Source organism: Acidimicrobiales bacterium (genome assembly GCA_034521975.1).
In the GTDB taxonomy this organism is placed as follows: Bacteria; Actinomycetota; Acidimicrobiia; order Acidimicrobiales; family SKKL01; genus SKKL01.
Map to the genome: position 1 here is coordinate 362,584 of JAXHLR010000003.1, position 14,991 is coordinate 377,574.

A 14,991-nucleotide genomic window follows, 5' to 3' on the forward strand; every position below is an offset into this window, starting at 1 on the left:
ATTCAGGGGTAGTGGTCGGGGAGGTCGTTCTCCCACAGCACCCCGTCGCCGGCGCCCAGGTGTTCCCGGACCCACAGCCGGGCCTCGTCGCGGTCGGCCACCAGCACGGTGCCGGCGCCACCACCGCGGAGCAGGGCCCGGCGGTTGGTCCAGCCGACCACGACCAGGGTTGCGCCCGATTCGACCACCGCTTGGCCCAGGCGCTCGTTCTCCTCGTCCTGGACCGGACCGAGCTCGACCATGCCGGGGGTCGCCACGACCCGTGTGCCGGGCGCGGCGGTGGCGAGCCGGTCGATGGCGGACGCGGCGCCCGCCGGGTTGGAGTTGAAGGTGTCGTCGATGACGACCACCCCGGTGTCGCTGGTGCCGACCGTGGCCCGGTGGCTGGGGTTCACCAGCGAACCCAGTCGCTGGGCCACATCGCTCGGCGGGGTGCCGTAGGCGAGGGCGGCGGCGACCGCGCAGCCCAGGTTGCCGGGGTGAGGGCCACCCTCGGCCGGGACCGAGCCGAGCGACTCGCCCTCGGCCCAGACACCGATCCTGTCGCCCTCGCGCTCGACCTCCACGTCGAGGTCCCCGGTGCCGCGGGTACCGACCCGTACCACCCGTGTGGGGTCCAGACCATCGGCAAGCTCGGCCAGGTTCGGGTCGTCGGTCCACAAGACGGCGGTGTCGACGCCGTCGAGGATCTCGGACTTGGCCGCGACCACGGTTCCGATCGTGCGCATCCGCTCGAGGTGCATCGGACCGATGGCGCAGATGACCCCGACGCGGGGCTTCACCCACGAGCACATGTCACGGATCTCGCCCGGGCCGTAGGTGCCCATCTCGGCGATCATCACCTCGGTGGTGGGGGTGAGGTGCTCGTTGACGGTGCGGGACAGCCCGGCGGTGTTGTTCCAGGACGCCGGTGACGCCACCACCTCGGCGCTGCCGGCGATCAGGTCCCGGATGTGGTTCTTGGTCGAGGTCTTGCCCCAGCTGCCGGTGACGGCGATCACGAATGGGTCGATCTGTCGCAGCCGCGACTCGGCCCGTCTGCGGTGCTGCTCGAGGGCTCGTCGCTCCAGCGGTGTCGCGATGCGGGCCGCAGCATCGACGGCCAGGAAGGTCAGCCCGGCGGCGAGTGCGAGTCCGGTGAACCAGGTCGACGCGACGCCGACGAGCACGATGACGAGGGCGGAGATCCCGACGGCGGTGGCGGCGAGGGTGGTGGCGCGGCGCGTGAACCGCAGCGGCGGTGTGCCCCGCACCGGCATGGGCCAGGGGAAGGCGGCGCTGGCGACCGCCGCGATCAGCGCGGCGACGAGCATCGGGGTTCGCTGCTCGGCCACGGTGAGGACGATCATCGCGACCAGCGCGGCGTCGACGACGAACCCGAGGACCAGATTCGGTGGTCGGCGACGAGCCCAGCGCCACGCGGTCTGCCAGCAGGACCCGGCGATGTAGTGCTCGCGCTGGGACACTCGCAGCCAGCGCAGCAGGCCGACGGTGATCGATGCCACCGCGGCGCCGGCGGTGAGCGCCTCGAGCCAGGTCATGAGGAGCCGTCCCCGGTCGCGGCGGCCACCTCGTCGATGACCGCGGTCAGCCGGTGCGGATGGCTGCGATGCACGTCGTGGCCGGCGCCGTCCACGACGTCGAGAGTGACGCAGTTGGCGACGATGCCGGCCGCCTCGGTGGCCAGCGCCGCCGGGGCCGCGGTGTCGTCTGCTCCCCAGCAGAACCCGATCGGACAAGTGATCGCCGCCAGCTGCTCGCGGTAGTCCTCGTTGACCACCGTGACGAGCACGTCGCGCATCACGCCGCTCGCCGTGCGGTAGTCGGCCGAGCCGTGGCGTCGGCGCATCGAGTCGAGCACCGGTTCGGGAACGAGCCGCATCCGGCGGAGCCGCCGCACGACCCGGTAGGCGAGAGGTCCTTTGGACGGTGACGTGGACCGCCACAGGGGCGTACCCACGAGCACCGCGCCGCTCACCAGGTCGGGGTGGTCGGCGGCCAGGTGGACCGCCACCCGACCCCCGAAGCTGTGGCCGAGCACCAGGACCGGCCCGGTGTCCTGCTCGCGGAGCATCTCGGCGACCAGGTCGGCGTACCGTGTCGCTCCCCACGGATCGGGCGGCACGGGCGACGCGCCGAACCCGGGCAGGTCCAGCGAGATCACCTCGCGACCCTCCAACGCGCCGAGCAGGTCGCTCCGGTTCCGGCCCCACCCGTGCATGGCCAGCACCGTCGGCGGCCGGCCGGTGAGATGCTCGGCGAAGAGCGAGCCGCCGAGGTGGGTGCGAAGGGTCATCCGGGGAGTGGTCCAGGGGTGTGCGGGCAGGGCGAACGCAGCGGGCTTCAGCCCGCCGATCCTACCGGTCCACGGACCTGGTTCTTGCCCGTGGACTTGGCCTCCAGCAGCCTCGAATCGGCGGTGGCCAGCAGCTGGTCGAGGGTGGTGCCGTCACCGGCGAGCCCGATTCCCACGCTCGCCCCGATGGTCGCGGTCACGCCCTCCACGGCGAAGGGACGGCTCAGCGCGGCGACGAAGCGATTGGCCAGCTCGTAGGCCGCGTCGGGATCGACGAGGTGGGGACAGAACACGGCGAACTCGTCGCCGCCCAGCCTGGCCACCATGTCTCCCGGCCGGGTGCACGCTTGGACCCGCTCAGCGGCCGCAGCCAGCATCTTGTCGCCGATCAGGTGACCGTGCTCGTCGTTGACGGCTTTGAACTCGTCGAGGTCGAGGTAGAACACCGAACCGGCGATCCCGTCGGTCATGCGGTGCTCGACCTCTTCGACGAACGCCCTGCGGTTCGTGAGGGTCGTGAGCGCGTCGTGGCTGGCTTCCCACTCGAGCGCCCGACGGCCCTGGTGCCACTGCAGGATCAGCCCGACCAGGTCGACCGCTTGGTGGACCCGGTACTCGAAGATCGGGCTACGGGCCAGCGATCCCCACCACGCGACGACCACCGCGGCGGGCTGGTCCATGAGGTCGATCTGCACCGGTTGGGCGACGCCGCCGAGCAGTCGGTGCTGTTGGGCGACACCCTTCGTGGGAGGGTGGAGGGTGTCGATCGGTTCGATCAGCTCGCTCCGTCCGGTGCGGGCCGCCCGAATCCACGGCTCATCGCCGGTTGCCTGGTCGAGATCGATCACGGTGTCGGGGGACCCGACCTGGCGCTGGAACCGGTCACCATCCCACTCGTAGAGGATCTCAATGTTGGTGTGGGCCAGCCCCTGGGCGAACATCTCGGCCACGACCGACAGGACGGTCTCGCAGGACTCGCCGGCGGCCATGGCAGTCATGGTCTGCTGCAGGGCCGACGCGCCGACCGCGCGCCGGAGCTGGATGACGAAGCTCTCGAGCTGGGTTCGGGCCGGCGTCGCGACGCTCACGTCGCAGGAGACGCGCTGACCGTCGCTGGCCAGGAGGTCGACGACCAGTCCCGACGAGGTCCATCCGGCCTCGCGGTCGGGGGTGAGCTCACCGATTCGCTCCAACGCCTCGAGCGTGGCGCCGTGCGAGTCGGGGTGGATGAGGTCGAGCGCGTGCGAGCCGACGAGCGAGTCGGGGTCGTGGCCGAGCAGCTCTGTGATCGACGCGGAGGCCCAGGTGATGGCCCCGTCACGGGTGAGTGTCAGGTAGGGGCTGATCGCCGTCTCGACGATGGTCCGGTAGGTGGACTCGGGATAGGGGAGGTCGCCCACGGTGACACCATAGATGGTTGCCGGTTGAATGTACTCGTGGATGTGTCGCCCCCGCCGGCGTCGAGATGAGGAATCGCCGGTGAACACAGCTCGAACCGAGAACCGATGATGAGCCTGCCTCGGCTTCGTGGAGGTCGACGGGCGACCGCGGGTGCTCTGGTCACAGTGGTGGCCGGGATCGTGCCCATCCATCTCACCGGGGCGCTGGCACCGGACCTTCAGGACGCGCTCGGGTTCGGCGATGCCGGACTCGGCGTCGCGGTGTCGCTCGCCTTCGCCGTGTCGGCGGTGCTCACCGCTTCAGGTGGCTCGTTCACCGACCGTGTGGGACCCCGAGTCGCGCTCCGCATCGGGACCGCGTTCTCGGCCGGCGGGCTGATCGTGCTCGCCGGCGCTCCGAGCTACGCCCTGTTGCTGGTGGGCTTGGTGCTGGCGACCCCCGGCAACGCCATCGCCCAGCCGGGGGCGAACGTGCTCATCGCCGAAGGGGTGCGCGCCGAGCGGCGGGGAGTCGCCCTCGGGATCAAGCAGTCGGCCATCGCCGTGTCCACCACCCTGGCCGGGGTCGCCAGCCTGGTGCTGGTGGCCACCCTCGGCTGGCGGTGGGCCTACGGGGCAGGGGTGCTGGTGGCGATCGTGGGGGCGCTGTTGGTCCCCGATGTCCGTGGCCGCCACCGACCGCAGCAGAACCCCGACGCGCTGCCGGCGATCGTCGAGACCGCAGCAGCGGGCGTCGACGCCGCGGTGGTGCGGGCCGCGACCCTGACCGGCTTCGCGGGGGCGGCGGCGGTCGCGTCGATCGGGTCGTTTCTCGTCCGCGCTGCCGAGGACGCGCAGCTGACGGCGTCGACGGGACGGATGGTGCTCACCGGTGGCGGCGTGCTGTTGATCGTGGTGCGCATCGGGTGGGGGGCGCTTGCTGACACTCGTCGGATCGACCCGGCGCGGACGACGGTGCTGTTGCTCCTCGGTGGGACCGTCGGCTACCTGTTGTTGTCGACGGGGACCCTGGTGGGGTTCGTGGCCGGCGCGGCGCTCGCCTTCGGGGCGGGGTGGGCCTGGCCGGGACTGTTGTTCCTCGCGTTGGTGCGCCAGTTCCCGTCCGCGTCGGGCCGACCGAGCGGCCAGGTGCAGCGCGGCATGTTCACCGGGGCGATGGTCGGACCGTTCCTCTTCGGAGTGGTCGCCGACGCCGTGTCGTTCACCGTCGCATGGTGGATGTCGGCGGGGTGGGGCCTGCTGGCTGCGCTGGCCGCGACCGGCGTGGTTCGGGCCAGCCGCTGATCACCCGGACCGGGGCGGCTCAGGCCTCTTCGGCGCGCCGGAGCACCAGCTGAGGTTCGGCGTTGCCGTCCTGGGTGGGATCGGGCTGGATGTCGAGGGCCATCTCGGACAGCTCCTCGGCGATCTCGGGAGCCACGAACAGCTTGGTTCCGTGGGTCTCGGCGACCTGATCGCCCTCGCCGGGGGCCTCGGCGAAGCCGAGGCCAAGGGTGACCTGTCCCTGCTCGGACTCGGCCGGGAACACTCGCAAGCCGTAGTTCTCGGGAAGGCCCTGTTCCTCGCGGACCTGATCGAGCGTGGCGGCGGCGGCCTGGGTGCACTGAAGCATGGGACCCGTCCCTTCGTTGCGGACCTTCCACGCTAACGAGCTGTTGGCGCCTCGCAACCTCGGGTGCGGTCGCCGGTCGGCGCGGTCGGTTCAGTCCAGCCGCACCCGCTCGCCGTCGGACGGCACCACCGTGGTGAACCCCAGATCGGCCTCGATGTCGGCGCGCAGGGCGTCGCTGGCTGCTGGTTCGCCGTGGACCAGGTAGACGGTGTCGGGTGGCGCGTCGACCGCAGCCAACCACTCGCGCAGCTCGTGCTGATCGGCATGGACCGAGAACGCGTTGATCTCGACCACCTCTGCCCGGACCGGCACGTGGTGGCCAAGCATCTTCACCTTGCTGGCGCCGTCGGCCAGGAGCCGGCCACGGGTTCCGGGGGCCTGGAAGCCGGCGAGGATCACCGTGTTGCGGTTGTCGGGCAGCAGCCGGTGAAGATGGTGGATGACCCGCCCGCCGGTGGCCATCCCCGATGCCGACACGATGATCGACGGTGCGGTCACCTCGGCCAGCGCCTTGGATTCGTCGGGGGAGTGGACCTCGACGAGTCGTCCCGCGTCGAGCAGTTCGCTGCGTCCCGCGACCTCGGGCCGGACGTCGCTCGTGCCGTCGTCGATCGCGCTCCGGTAGACGCCGAGGGCGGCGAGCGCCATCGGGGAGTCGACATAGACCGTGAGGTCGGGCAGGACGCCGCTGGCCATGAGGTGGTGCAGCGAGTGCAGGATCACCTCGGTGCGGTCGACCGCGAACGCCGGGATGAGCACGGTGCCACCCCGGCCGACCGTGCGGGCGATGGCGTTGGCGAAGGTCTCCAGGGCGCCCACGTCGTCGTGGGAGCGGTTGCCGTAGGTCGACTCCATCACCACCACGTCGGCCGGACCTGGAGGCGCCGGTGGCCGCAGCAGCGGATGATGGCGGCGGCCGAGATCACCGGTGAACACGACCCGGCGTCCACCGTCGGCGGCGAGGCGGAGGGTGACGGTGGCCGACCCCAGGATGTGGCCGGCCGGTTGCAGGGTGAGGTGGACCCCGGGGGCGATCTCGGTCTCCTCGTCATAGGGGGTGTCCCGGAACGACCGGAGCGACTCCTGGGCGTCGGCCTCGGTGAACAGCGGCAGGGCGGGACGGTGCTTGGAGAAGCCCTTGCGGTTGGCGTAGGCCGCTTCCTCCTCCTGTAGCCGGCCGGAGTCGGGGAGCACGATCCCGGCCAGGGCCCTGGTGCCCGCCGTCGCATGGACCGGTCCGGTGAATCCCTCGCGCACCAGGGCGGGCAGGAACCCCACGTGGTCGACGTGGGCGTGGGTGATGACCACCGCATCGATGGTGCCGGGATCGACCGGGAAGGGCTCCCAGTTCCGGAGCCGGAGCCGCTTGAGACCCTGGAACATCCCGCAATCGACCAGCACCCTGGCCTCGGGGGTGTCGACGAGGAACCGGCTGCCGGTGACGGTCTCGGCTGCCCCGAGGAAGGTCAGGACGGGGACCTCCGGGCGGTCAGGGATGGTGGTCATGGATTGGCCGTTGCTCGATGGTTGGCCACGACGCTCTCCAGGATCGAGAGCCCGACGGTGATCTTGCGTAGGAACGAGGGGTTGTGCGGCACGAGGTGGAAGTGGGGATGGGGCGACCACAAGGCACGCAGGCGCTGGTCGAGCTGAACCGCTTCGGCGTCGGACTCGGTGCGGTAGCGGTTGCCGGTGGTGAAGGCCAAGCCGCCGGTGGCTGCGGTCTCGAAGAACAGCACCACGTCGTAGCGGGCGAGCTCGGCCTCGTGGGTGCTGTCCATCGCCTCGAAGAAGTCGTCGGTGCCGTCGGGCCAATAGGCGGCGCCGTCGACGGTGCCCCGGTCGCAGAGCAGCACCCGGTCGGGGAAGAGCTTGGACTGCACGTCCTCGAGGCTGCGTTGCACCTCGAAGATGGCTCGCTGCACCGACCGCTGGGCGTCGGACTCGGAGACGCGGGGGAAGCCCCCGGCGAAGAGGATGGTGGCCGACTCGGGGACGAGGACGATCTCCTCGCCGATCTCGCGACTGAACAGATCGGCCGCGGTGGTCTTGCCACCGCCGGGGCCTCCGGTGAGGACGATGCGGAGCGGGGCTGTGGTTCGGGTCATGGAGCCGGAGCGTCGTTCCTCGGTCGGGTGCATCGGGAGACCACCATCGAGCGTAGCCTCGAAGGGTGACCCGTCAGCTCGTCGTGCTCGGCACCTCGGCCCAGACCCCCACCCGCGACCGCAACCACGTCGGGTTCGTGCTGCGGTGGGATGCCGACACGTTCCTGGTCGACCCCGGCGAGGGAACCCAGCGCCAGATGCTGCGGGCCGGGGTCACCACCAACCAGATCGACCACGTCTGCATCACCCACCTCCACGGCGATCACTGCCTCGGACTGCCGGGGTTCCTCGGACGGGTCTCGATGGACCGGGTGAAGCACCCGATCGAGCTGCACTACCCCATCTCGGGCGAGCCCTTCGTCGAGCGCATGCGCCACGCGGCGGTCTACGACGACCGGGGCCACATCATCGAGCGCCCGATCGCGGGCGACGGCCAGATCGCCGCCACCGACCGCTGGACCCTGTCCGCCCGGCGGTTGGACCACTCGATCGAGACCTACGGCTACCGAATCGAGGAGGCGCCGGGCCGCACGTTCCTTCCCGATCGCCTGGACGAGGCCGGGATCCACGGCCCGATGGTCGCCGAGCTCGAGCACGAGGGCCGGATCAGCGTTGGTGGCAGGACCATCACCGTCGAGGAGGTGAGCGTGCCACGGCCGGGTCAAGTGGTGGCGTTCGTGCTCGACACCCGGGTGTGCGACGCCGCGGTCGAGCTCGCCACCGGGGCCGACCTGGTCGTGTTCGAGTCGACCTTCGTCGCCGACGAGGACCACCTGGCCGATGCCTACTTCCACCTCACCGCCCGCCAAGCGGCCACCATCGCCCGCGAGGCCGGCGCCCGCCGGCTGGTGCTCGCCCACTACTCCCAGCGCCATCCCGACGAGTCGGTCTTCCTCGCCGAGGCGTCCGAGGTGCACCCCGACGTGGTCGCCGCCCGCGACCTCGACGTCATCGCGGTGCCACCACGGGCAGGTTCAGTAGTGCCAGGGGAAACCTGACCAGTCGGGGTCGCGCTTGGTGAGGAACGCGTCGCGGCCCTCCTCCGCTTCGTCGGTCATGTAGGCCAAGCGGGTCGCTTCACCGGCGAAGAGCTGCTGGCCCACCAACCCGTCGTCGATGAGGTTGAACGAGTACTTCAGCATGCGTTGGGCAGTGGGGCTCTTGGCGTTGACCTTGCGGGCCCAGTCGAGGGCGGTGGCCTCGAGCGCGGCGTGGGGGACCACCGCGTTCACCATGCCCATGCGGTGGGCGTCGTCGGCGGAGTACTCGTCGCCGAGGAAGAAGATCTCGCGGGCGAACTTCTGACCGACCTGGCGGGCCAGATAGGCCGAGCCGAACCCACCGTCGAAGCTGGCCACGTCGGCATCGGTCTGCTTGAACCGGGCGTGCTCGGCGCTGGCGAGGGTGAGGTCGGCGACCACGTGCAGGCTGTGACCGCCGCCGGCCGCCCAGCCGGGCACCACGCAGATCACGACCTTGGGCATGAAGCGGATCAGGCGCTGCACCTCGAGGATGTGGAGTCGACCGGCCCGGGCCGCAGGTGGCGGTTCGCCGGGAGCGTCGTCGGTGTACTGGTAGCCGGACTTGCCCCGGACCCGCTGGTCGCCGCCGGAGCAGAACGCCCAGCCGCCGTCCTTGGCCGACGGCCCGTTTCCGGTGAAGAGGACGCAGCCCACGTCGCTCCACTGTCGGGCATGGTCGAAGGCCCGGTAGAGCTCGTCGACGGTGTGGGGACGAAACGCGTTGCGGACCTCGGGTCGGTCGAACGCGATGCGTACGGTGCCATGGGCCTTCGCCCGGTGGTAGGTGATGTCGGTGAAGTCGAACCCGGGGACCTCGTCCCAGGAATCGGCGTCGAAGAGCTCAGAGACCATGGCCAGATGATCCCACGGCGGCCTGGGTCGGGCCGAGCGCTGCCGTCCGCGGAGTCGCCGCCGTCCCCCGGGGGAAATGTCGCGGATCCGTCGCGCTCAGCGCGACGAATCCGCGCGGTTTCGTGGCGGGCAGGGTTCAGGATGCGTCGGCGAGGTAGTCGATCAGACCGTCGAGATGGGCGACCTTGGGATAGTCCCGTTCGGGGACCTCGACGCCGGTCTGCTCGTGGATCGCCACCATGAGGTTGAGAAAGTCCATCGAGTCGAGGTCGAGCTCGTCCTGCAGCGGCTGGGATCCGTCGACCTCGGACAGGTCGGCCTCGGGGGCGATGCCCCGAAGACCCGTGGCGATGACGGTCCTGGCTTCGTCGTGGTTCACGGCTTCTCCCTGTGGATGAGGGTCTCCGGCTCGTGCAGGAGACGGTCGAGGGTGGCGAGGAACCTGGCCCCCTCGTGGCCGTCGGTCGCCCGATGATCGGCCGACAAGGTGGCGGTCACGACCGGGCGCACGGTGAGCATGCCACCGACCGCCCACGGCCGGTCGCGGATCGCGCCGAACCCGACCACTGCCACCTGCGGTGGGGCGATCACCCCATAGACCGATTCGACACCCTGGTCGCCGAGGTTGGTGACGGTGATCGTCGCCTCGCCGAGATCGGTCCCGGTGATGCGGCCCGACCGGGCCCGGGCGACGATGCCACGGAGCGAGTCCATCGTCTCGTCGAGGCCGAGCGTCTCGGCGGCGGGCACGACCGGGGCGATGAGGCCTCCGCCGCGCAGGGTGACCCCCACGCCGAGGTCGACCGATTCGCGGACCTGCAACTCGTCGTCGATCCACCACCCGTTGAGGCGAGGCTGATCGGACAGGGCGACGACCACGGCCCGCAACAGCACCGCGGCGGGCAGGATCCGCTCGGTGATGGCCCGGTCGCGGTTGGTCCGCTCGAGCCAGTCGACGGTGTCGTGCAGATCGATGGTGTGGGACAGGTAGTAGTGCGGGATCTCCCGCTTCGAGCGAGCCATGAGCCGTCCCGTGGCCGCCCGCACCGTCGTGCTGCGATCACCACGCTCCCGGGGTGCGCCGGTGGGGGGCGCTTGCTCTTGCCCGGTGGCGTGCGACGGCACCGGAGGTGCCTCGGTCGTTGGCAGCTCGCCCGCCGCGGCGTCGACGTCGGTGACGGTGATCGCCCCGCCCGGGCCCGTCCCGGTGATCGTGGTCAGGTCGACCCCCAGCTCCTCGGCCCGCCGTCGGGCGAGTGGGGAGGACCGGACCCGGTCGGTGGGCGCCGTGGGCGTGGTGGCTGCCGGGGTCGTCGTCGGGGTTGTCGTCGGGGTCGTCGCCGGGGTCGTCGCCGGGGCCACCGCATCGAGGTCCCGGCGGGTGACCGCTCCTCCCGGTCCGGTGCCGGTGACGGTGGCCAGGTCGATGCCACGCTCCTCGGCGAGGTGGCGGACGATCGGGCTGTGCACCGTCGGTGGCCGGCCGGCCGGCTCGGGTTCCGGACCGGGTTCCGGCTCGGGCCCCTCCGGCTGCGGCTCTGGCTGCGGCTCTGGCTGCGGTTCCGGTTCGCGTGCTTCGGCGGTGGTGGGTGACTCGGTCGCCGGTGTCCCAGTCGCCGCCCCGTCGTCGATGATCGCCAGCGGGGTGCCGACCTCGACCTCGGTGCCCTCCTCCACCAGCAGCTCGGAGACGACCCCGCCGTGGAACGTCTCCACCTCGATGTCGGACTTCTCGGTGTCGACCACCGCGACGATGTCGCCTTTGGAGACGGTGTCGCCGACGGCCACCTTCCACTCGAGCAGGGTGCCGCTGTCCATGTCCGCGCCGAGCGACGGCATCTTGAACTCAGCCATCTCGGCCCACCACCTGCTTGCTCGCCGCGACGATCCCCTCCACGGTCGGGGTGGCCGCAGCTTCGAGGTGCGCGGCGTATGGCATCGGCACCTCGGCGCTGCACACCCGCCCCACAGGAGCGTCGAGCTCGTAGAAGATCTGCTCGGTGATGCGGGCGGAGATCTCCGCCGCCAGCGAGCCGGAGCGCCACCCTTCATCGATCACCACTGCACGGTGGGTGCGGGCCACCGACTCGCAGAAGGTGGCGTCATCGAGAGGGCGCAGGGTCCGCAGATCGACCACCTCGGCGTCGATCCCCTCTTCGGCCAGGCGATCGGCCGCGGCCATGGTGGTGGGGAGGGTGCCCCCGTAGGTGATCAGGGTGAGGTCCGATCCCGGCCGGCGGATGGCGGCGCGATCGATGTCGACCGGCCCCGTTCCCGGGTCGCCCTTGGCCCCGTAGAGGGTGCCGTGCTCGACGATGATGACCGGGTCGGGGTCGTCGAGCGCGGGACCGAGCATCCAGCGGGCGTCCTCGACGGTGGCGGGGGCGAGGACGCGGATGCCGGGGATGTGGGCGAACCAGCCCTCGAAGCTGTGGGAGTGCTGGGCCGCGAGCTGGCGGCCGGCGCCGGTGGTCATGCGGATCACGATCGGCACGTTGAACTGGCCGCCGGACATGTGCAGCAGCGAGGCCGCGGTGTTGACGATCTGGTCGAGTGCCAAGAGCGCGAAGTTGACGGTCATGACCTCGACCACCGGGCGCATGCCGCCGAGCGCCGCACCGATGCCGGCACCGACGAACCCCGACTCCGACAACGGTGCGTCGCGCACCCGCTCCGGTCCGAACTCCTCGATCAGTCCGAGCGTGACCGCGAAGGTGCCGCCGTACATGCCGACGTCCTCGCCCATGAGAAAGACCCGGTCGTCCTCGCGCAGGGCATCGCCCAGTGCGGCCCGCATGGCCTCGCGGTAGGTCACCTGCCCGTCGTCGGTCACGGCTGTGCCTCCTCGGGCTCGCTGGTCACCCATCGGGTCAGCTGCTCCACCGGTTCGAGGGTGCCGGCATCGGCGAAGGCCACGGCCTCGTCGACCTCGGCGGTGGCGGCCGACTCGATCGACGTCATGGCCTCGTCGTCGAGGACGCCCCCGGCGGCGAGGCGCTCGCGCATGGTCTCGATCGGGTCCCGTTCCTTCCACCCGGTCACCTCGGCCTTGTCGCGGTAGCGCTCCGGGTCGAACATCGAGTGGGCCCGGAACCGGTAGGTGCGCATCTCGAGGAACTGGGGCCCGCCCCCGGCTCGGATGGCCTGGACGGCGTGGCCGGCGGCGTCCCACACCGCGTCGAGATCCATCCCGTCGACCGCCCACGATGGCATGGCGTAGCCGGCGGCCTTGAGAGCCATGTCGGTGACCGACTCCGAGCGTTCGAGCGCCGTGCCCATGGCGTAGAGGTTGTTCTCGCACACGAACAGCACCGGCAGGTCCCACAGGGCGGCCAGGTTCATCGACTCGTGGAACTCGCCTTCGGCCATCGCCCCCTCGCCGAAGAAGCAGGCGGTCACGTTGGATCGCCCCTGCATCTTGTCGGCCAGCGCCAGCCCCACGGCGAGGGGCAGGCCGCCGCCGACGATGGCGTTGCCGCCGTAGAAGCGGGTGGCCGCATCGAAGAGGTGCATCGACCCACCCCGACCCCGGCTGCAGCCCTCGTAGCGGCCGAACATCTCGGCCATGATCGAGTTGGCCGGCACACCACGCACGAGGGCGTGGCCGTGCTCGCGGTAGGTGCCCACCACCGCGTCGTCGGGGCCGAGGTGGTGGAGCACACCGACCGCCACGGCCTCCTCCCCGATGTAGAGGTGGAGGAAGCCACGGATCTTGGTCTCGGTGTAGAGCTCGGCGCAGCGCTCCTCGAAGCGCCGGACACGGACCATGTCGCCGAACATGGCGAGTCGGGTCTGGGGGTCGGCCACGATCACGGGTTCGTCTCCTCCATGGTCGACAGGTCGCCCTCGGGCTCGCCGAGCTCGCGGGCCTTGAGCACCCGCCGCATGATCTTGCCGCTCTTGGTGACGGGAAGGTGCTGGTCGAAGGCGATGTCGCGCGGCGCCACCGCGGCCCCCAGCCGCTTGCGGGCGAAGCCGATGAGATCGAGGCGGAGATCCTCGCTCGGCTCGTACCCGAGGGCGAGGGCGACGAAGGCCTTGACCAGCTCGCCGGCCATCGGGTCGGGCACGCCGATGACGCCGGCCTGGTACACCGCGGGGTGTTCGATGAGCGCGCTCTCGACCTCGAACGGTCCGATGAGATGCCCCGCGGACTTGATCACGTCGTCGGCGCGGCCGAGGAACCAGAAGTAGCCGTCGGCGTCGCACCGGGCGAGGTCGCCGCTGCGATACCAGTCGCCGACGAAGCACTTGGCGTAGCGGTCCTCCTCGCCGAGGTAGCCACGGAACATCGACGGCCAGCCGGCCCGGATGGCCAGCTCACCCTCCCGGTCGGGCTCGGTGACCTGCCTGGGAGAGCCGTCCTCGCGCATCACGATCCGGCCGCGGTCGTCGCGCTCCAACAGCGCGGCATGGATCCCGGGTATCGGTCGGCCCATCGACCCGGGCCGGATGGGCACCGACCGGTAGTTGGCGATCATGATCCCGCCGGTCTCGGTCTGCCACCAGTTGTCGTGGATCGGCAGGCCGAGGTTGGCCTCGCTCCACGTCACCGCTTCGGGGTTGAGCGGCTCGCCGACGCTGGCCACCAGGCGCAGCGCGGAGAGATCGCGCCGGGCCGGCTCCTCGGTTCCGGCGCGCATCAGCATGCGGACCGCGGTGGGAGCGGTGTACCAGACGTTGACCCGCTCGCGGTCGAGGATGTCGTACCAGCGTCCGGCCTCGAAGTCGCTCTCGTCGACGATGCTGGTGACACCGTGGAGCAACGGGGCGATGATGCCGTAGCTGGTCCCGGTGACCCAGCCCGGGTCGGCGGTGCACCAGTACACGTCGTCGGGTTTGAGGTCGAGGGCATACGCGCTGGTGACGAGGTGGGCGACGACCGCACCGTGCACGTGGACGGCTCCCTTGGGGGTGCCGGTCGTGCCGCTGGTGAAGTGGAGCAGCGATCGGTCCTCGGGATCGGTCGGGGGGATGGTGAACCGGTCCTCGGCCGCGGCGAGCAGGTCATCGAACCCGATGGTGCCCGCGGGTGGGTCGTCGTCGCCGACCACCACGACGTGCTCGAGATCGGGAAGCTCGTCGCGCATGGGCTGGATCCGTCGGCGGTACAGCGTCGGGGTGGTGACCAGCACCCGACCGTGGCCGAGCTCGAGGCGCTGGCGGATCGGTTCGGGGCCGAACACCGAGAACAGGGGGCTCACCACGTTGCGGTGCTTGAGCGCGCCGATCACCGCCACGTAGAGGTCCGGTACCCGCCCGAGCAGTGTGAAGACGGTGGCTCCGGCCTCGACGCCCAGCGAGTCGAGGGCGTTGGCCCACCGCGAGCTGGCGGCGGCCAGTTCGCCGTAGGTGAGGTCGCGACGCGAGCCGCCCTTGCCCAGCCAGCGGATGGCGACGCGGTCGCCCCGGTCGTGGGTCAGGTGTCGGTCGACGGCCTCGTGGGCGATGTTCAGGCCCGCTCCCCCAGGCAGGCCATCGAGGTCGCCCCTCGCTTGCGCCCAGTCGAAGCGTGCTCGTTCGGCCGTGTAGTCGACGAGGTTGGGTGCGGGGTGCGCGGTCGGTTCCGCGTGAGGCTGGTGGCTGGTCATCGGACGATGCCTCCTGTGCTCCCAGTTGAACGCCTGGATCGATGCCCGGGACAGGGGCGAAGGTCCCGGTGTCGGGGTCGATCTGCCCTTCGCCGGAGGGGGCCGACCGT

At 70.9% G+C, this 14,991-nt stretch carries 14 protein-coding genes; 2 read left to right on the top strand and 12 right to left on the bottom strand.

Translation table 11 applies throughout. The features are described 5' to 3' along the window. Positions 1-2: 2 nt before the first annotated feature. From murF to U5K29_03870, 3 genes are read right to left on the bottom strand one after another with little or no spacing between them, the layout of a single operon-like run. A complete protein-coding gene (gene murF / locus U5K29_03860) occupies positions 3-1,541 on the bottom strand; it encodes a UDP-N-acetylmuramoyl-tripeptide--D-alanyl-D-alanine ligase (protein MDZ7677670.1) in 1,539 nt (512 codons plus the stop codon). Next, positions 1,538-2,296 (bottom strand): alpha/beta hydrolase, encoded by a 759-nt coding sequence (locus U5K29_03865; GenBank protein MDZ7677671.1) that lies wholly within the window; start codon positions 2,294-2,296, stop codon positions 1,538-1,540. The genes murF and U5K29_03865 overlap by 4 nt, the downstream gene beginning before the upstream one ends. A gap of 47 nt (positions 2,297-2,343) precedes the next feature. Then, positions 2,344-3,696 (bottom strand): diguanylate cyclase, encoded by a 1,353-nt coding sequence (locus U5K29_03870; protein ID MDZ7677672.1) that lies wholly within the window; start codon positions 3,694-3,696, stop codon positions 2,344-2,346. A 180-nt stretch (positions 3,697-3,876) separates the two neighbouring features. Here U5K29_03870 and U5K29_03875 point away from each other — a divergent pair, with 180 nt between their 5' ends. Further along, a complete protein-coding gene (locus U5K29_03875) occupies positions 3,877-4,980 on the top strand; it encodes an MFS transporter (protein MDZ7677673.1) in 1,104 nt (367 codons plus the stop codon). 19 nt (positions 4,981-4,999) lie between these two features. On the opposite strand, the gene U5K29_03880 is transcribed toward U5K29_03875, so the two are convergent. The 3 genes from U5K29_03880 to U5K29_03890 all read right to left on the bottom strand — a co-directional run bounded on the left by U5K29_03880 (position 5,000) and on the right by U5K29_03890 (position 7,416). Beyond that, positions 5,000-5,308 carry a hypothetical protein gene (locus tag U5K29_03880; protein MDZ7677674.1) on the bottom strand — a complete coding sequence of 103 codons (309 nt, stop codon included), beginning with the start codon at positions 5,306-5,308 and terminating at the stop codon, positions 5,000-5,002. A 90-nt stretch (positions 5,309-5,398) separates the two neighbouring features. Next, complete coding sequence (locus U5K29_03885) at positions 5,399-6,814, bottom strand: MBL fold metallo-hydrolase (protein ID MDZ7677675.1); 1,416 nt, start codon at positions 6,812-6,814, stop codon at positions 5,399-5,401. Next, entirely contained in the window at positions 6,811-7,416 is a 606-nt protein-coding gene (locus U5K29_03890; protein ID MDZ7677676.1) for an AAA family ATPase, read from the bottom strand. Before U5K29_03890 ends, U5K29_03885 begins: the two co-directional genes overlap by 4 nt. Before the next feature lie 65 nt (positions 7,417-7,481). Between U5K29_03890 and U5K29_03895 the strand changes: the two genes are divergently transcribed. Further along, positions 7,482-8,414: a ribonuclease Z gene (locus U5K29_03895; protein MDZ7677677.1), complete on the top strand. Its 933-nt coding sequence runs from the start codon at positions 7,482-7,484 to the stop codon at positions 8,412-8,414. On the opposite strand, the gene U5K29_03900 is transcribed toward U5K29_03895, so the two are convergent. The 6 genes from U5K29_03900 to acsA all read right to left on the bottom strand — a co-directional run bounded on the left by U5K29_03900 (position 8,391) and on the right by acsA (position 14,881). Continuing rightward, on the bottom strand, positions 8,391-9,290 hold the full coding sequence (locus U5K29_03900) for a 1,4-dihydroxy-2-naphthoyl-CoA synthase (GenBank protein MDZ7677678.1): 900 nt from the start codon (positions 9,288-9,290) through the stop codon (positions 8,391-8,393). The genes U5K29_03895 and U5K29_03900 overlap by 24 nt on opposite strands. A gap of 136 nt (positions 9,291-9,426) precedes the next feature. Next, positions 9,427-9,669 (bottom strand): acyl carrier protein, encoded by a 243-nt coding sequence (locus U5K29_03905; protein ID MDZ7677679.1) that lies wholly within the window; start codon positions 9,667-9,669, stop codon positions 9,427-9,429. Then, positions 9,666-11,144: a dihydrolipoamide acetyltransferase family protein gene (locus U5K29_03910; GenBank protein ID MDZ7677680.1), complete on the bottom strand. Its 1,479-nt coding sequence runs from the start codon at positions 11,142-11,144 to the stop codon at positions 9,666-9,668. The genes U5K29_03905 and U5K29_03910 overlap by 4 nt, the downstream gene beginning before the upstream one ends. Beyond that, positions 11,137-12,123, bottom strand: a complete 987-nt coding sequence (locus U5K29_03915; protein MDZ7677681.1) for an alpha-ketoacid dehydrogenase subunit beta — start codon at positions 12,121-12,123, stop codon at positions 11,137-11,139. Before U5K29_03915 ends, U5K29_03910 begins: the two co-directional genes overlap by 8 nt. Then, entirely contained in the window at positions 12,120-13,103 is a 984-nt protein-coding gene (gene pdhA / locus U5K29_03920; GenBank protein ID MDZ7677682.1) for a pyruvate dehydrogenase (acetyl-transferring) E1 component subunit alpha, read from the bottom strand. The genes U5K29_03915 and pdhA overlap by 4 nt, the downstream gene beginning before the upstream one ends. Beyond that, a complete protein-coding gene (gene acsA, locus U5K29_03925; GenBank protein MDZ7677683.1) occupies positions 13,100-14,881 on the bottom strand; it encodes an acetate--CoA ligase in 1,782 nt (593 codons plus the stop codon). The genes pdhA and acsA overlap by 4 nt, the downstream gene beginning before the upstream one ends. Positions 14,882-14,991: the final 110 nt, after the last annotated feature.

Coding starts and splice junctions, on each gene's coding strand:
- murF (MDZ7677670.1), bottom strand. CDS start 1,541: ATGACCTGGCTCGAGGCGCTCACCGCCGGCGCCGCGGTGGCATCGATC.
- U5K29_03865 (MDZ7677671.1), bottom strand. CDS start 2,296: ATGACCCTTCGCACCCACCTCGGCGGCTCGCTCTTCGCCGAGCATCTC.
- U5K29_03880 (MDZ7677674.1), bottom strand. CDS start 5,308: ATGCTTCAGTGCACCCAGGCCGCCGCCGCCACGCTCGATCAGGTCCGC.
- U5K29_03885 (MDZ7677675.1), bottom strand. CDS start 6,814: ATGACCACCATCCCTGACCGCCCGGAGGTCCCCGTCCTGACCTTCCTC.
- U5K29_03890 (MDZ7677676.1), bottom strand. CDS start 7,416: ATGACCCGAACCACAGCCCCGCTCCGCATCGTCCTCACCGGAGGCCCC.
- U5K29_03900 (MDZ7677678.1), bottom strand. CDS start 9,290: ATGGTCTCTGAGCTCTTCGACGCCGATTCCTGGGACGAGGTCCCCGGG.
- U5K29_03910 (MDZ7677680.1), bottom strand. CDS start 11,144: ATGGCTGAGTTCAAGATGCCGTCGCTCGGCGCGGACATGGACAGCGGC.
- acsA (MDZ7677683.1), bottom strand. CDS start 14,881: ATGACCAGCCACCAGCCTCACGCGGAACCGACCGCGCACCCCGCACCC.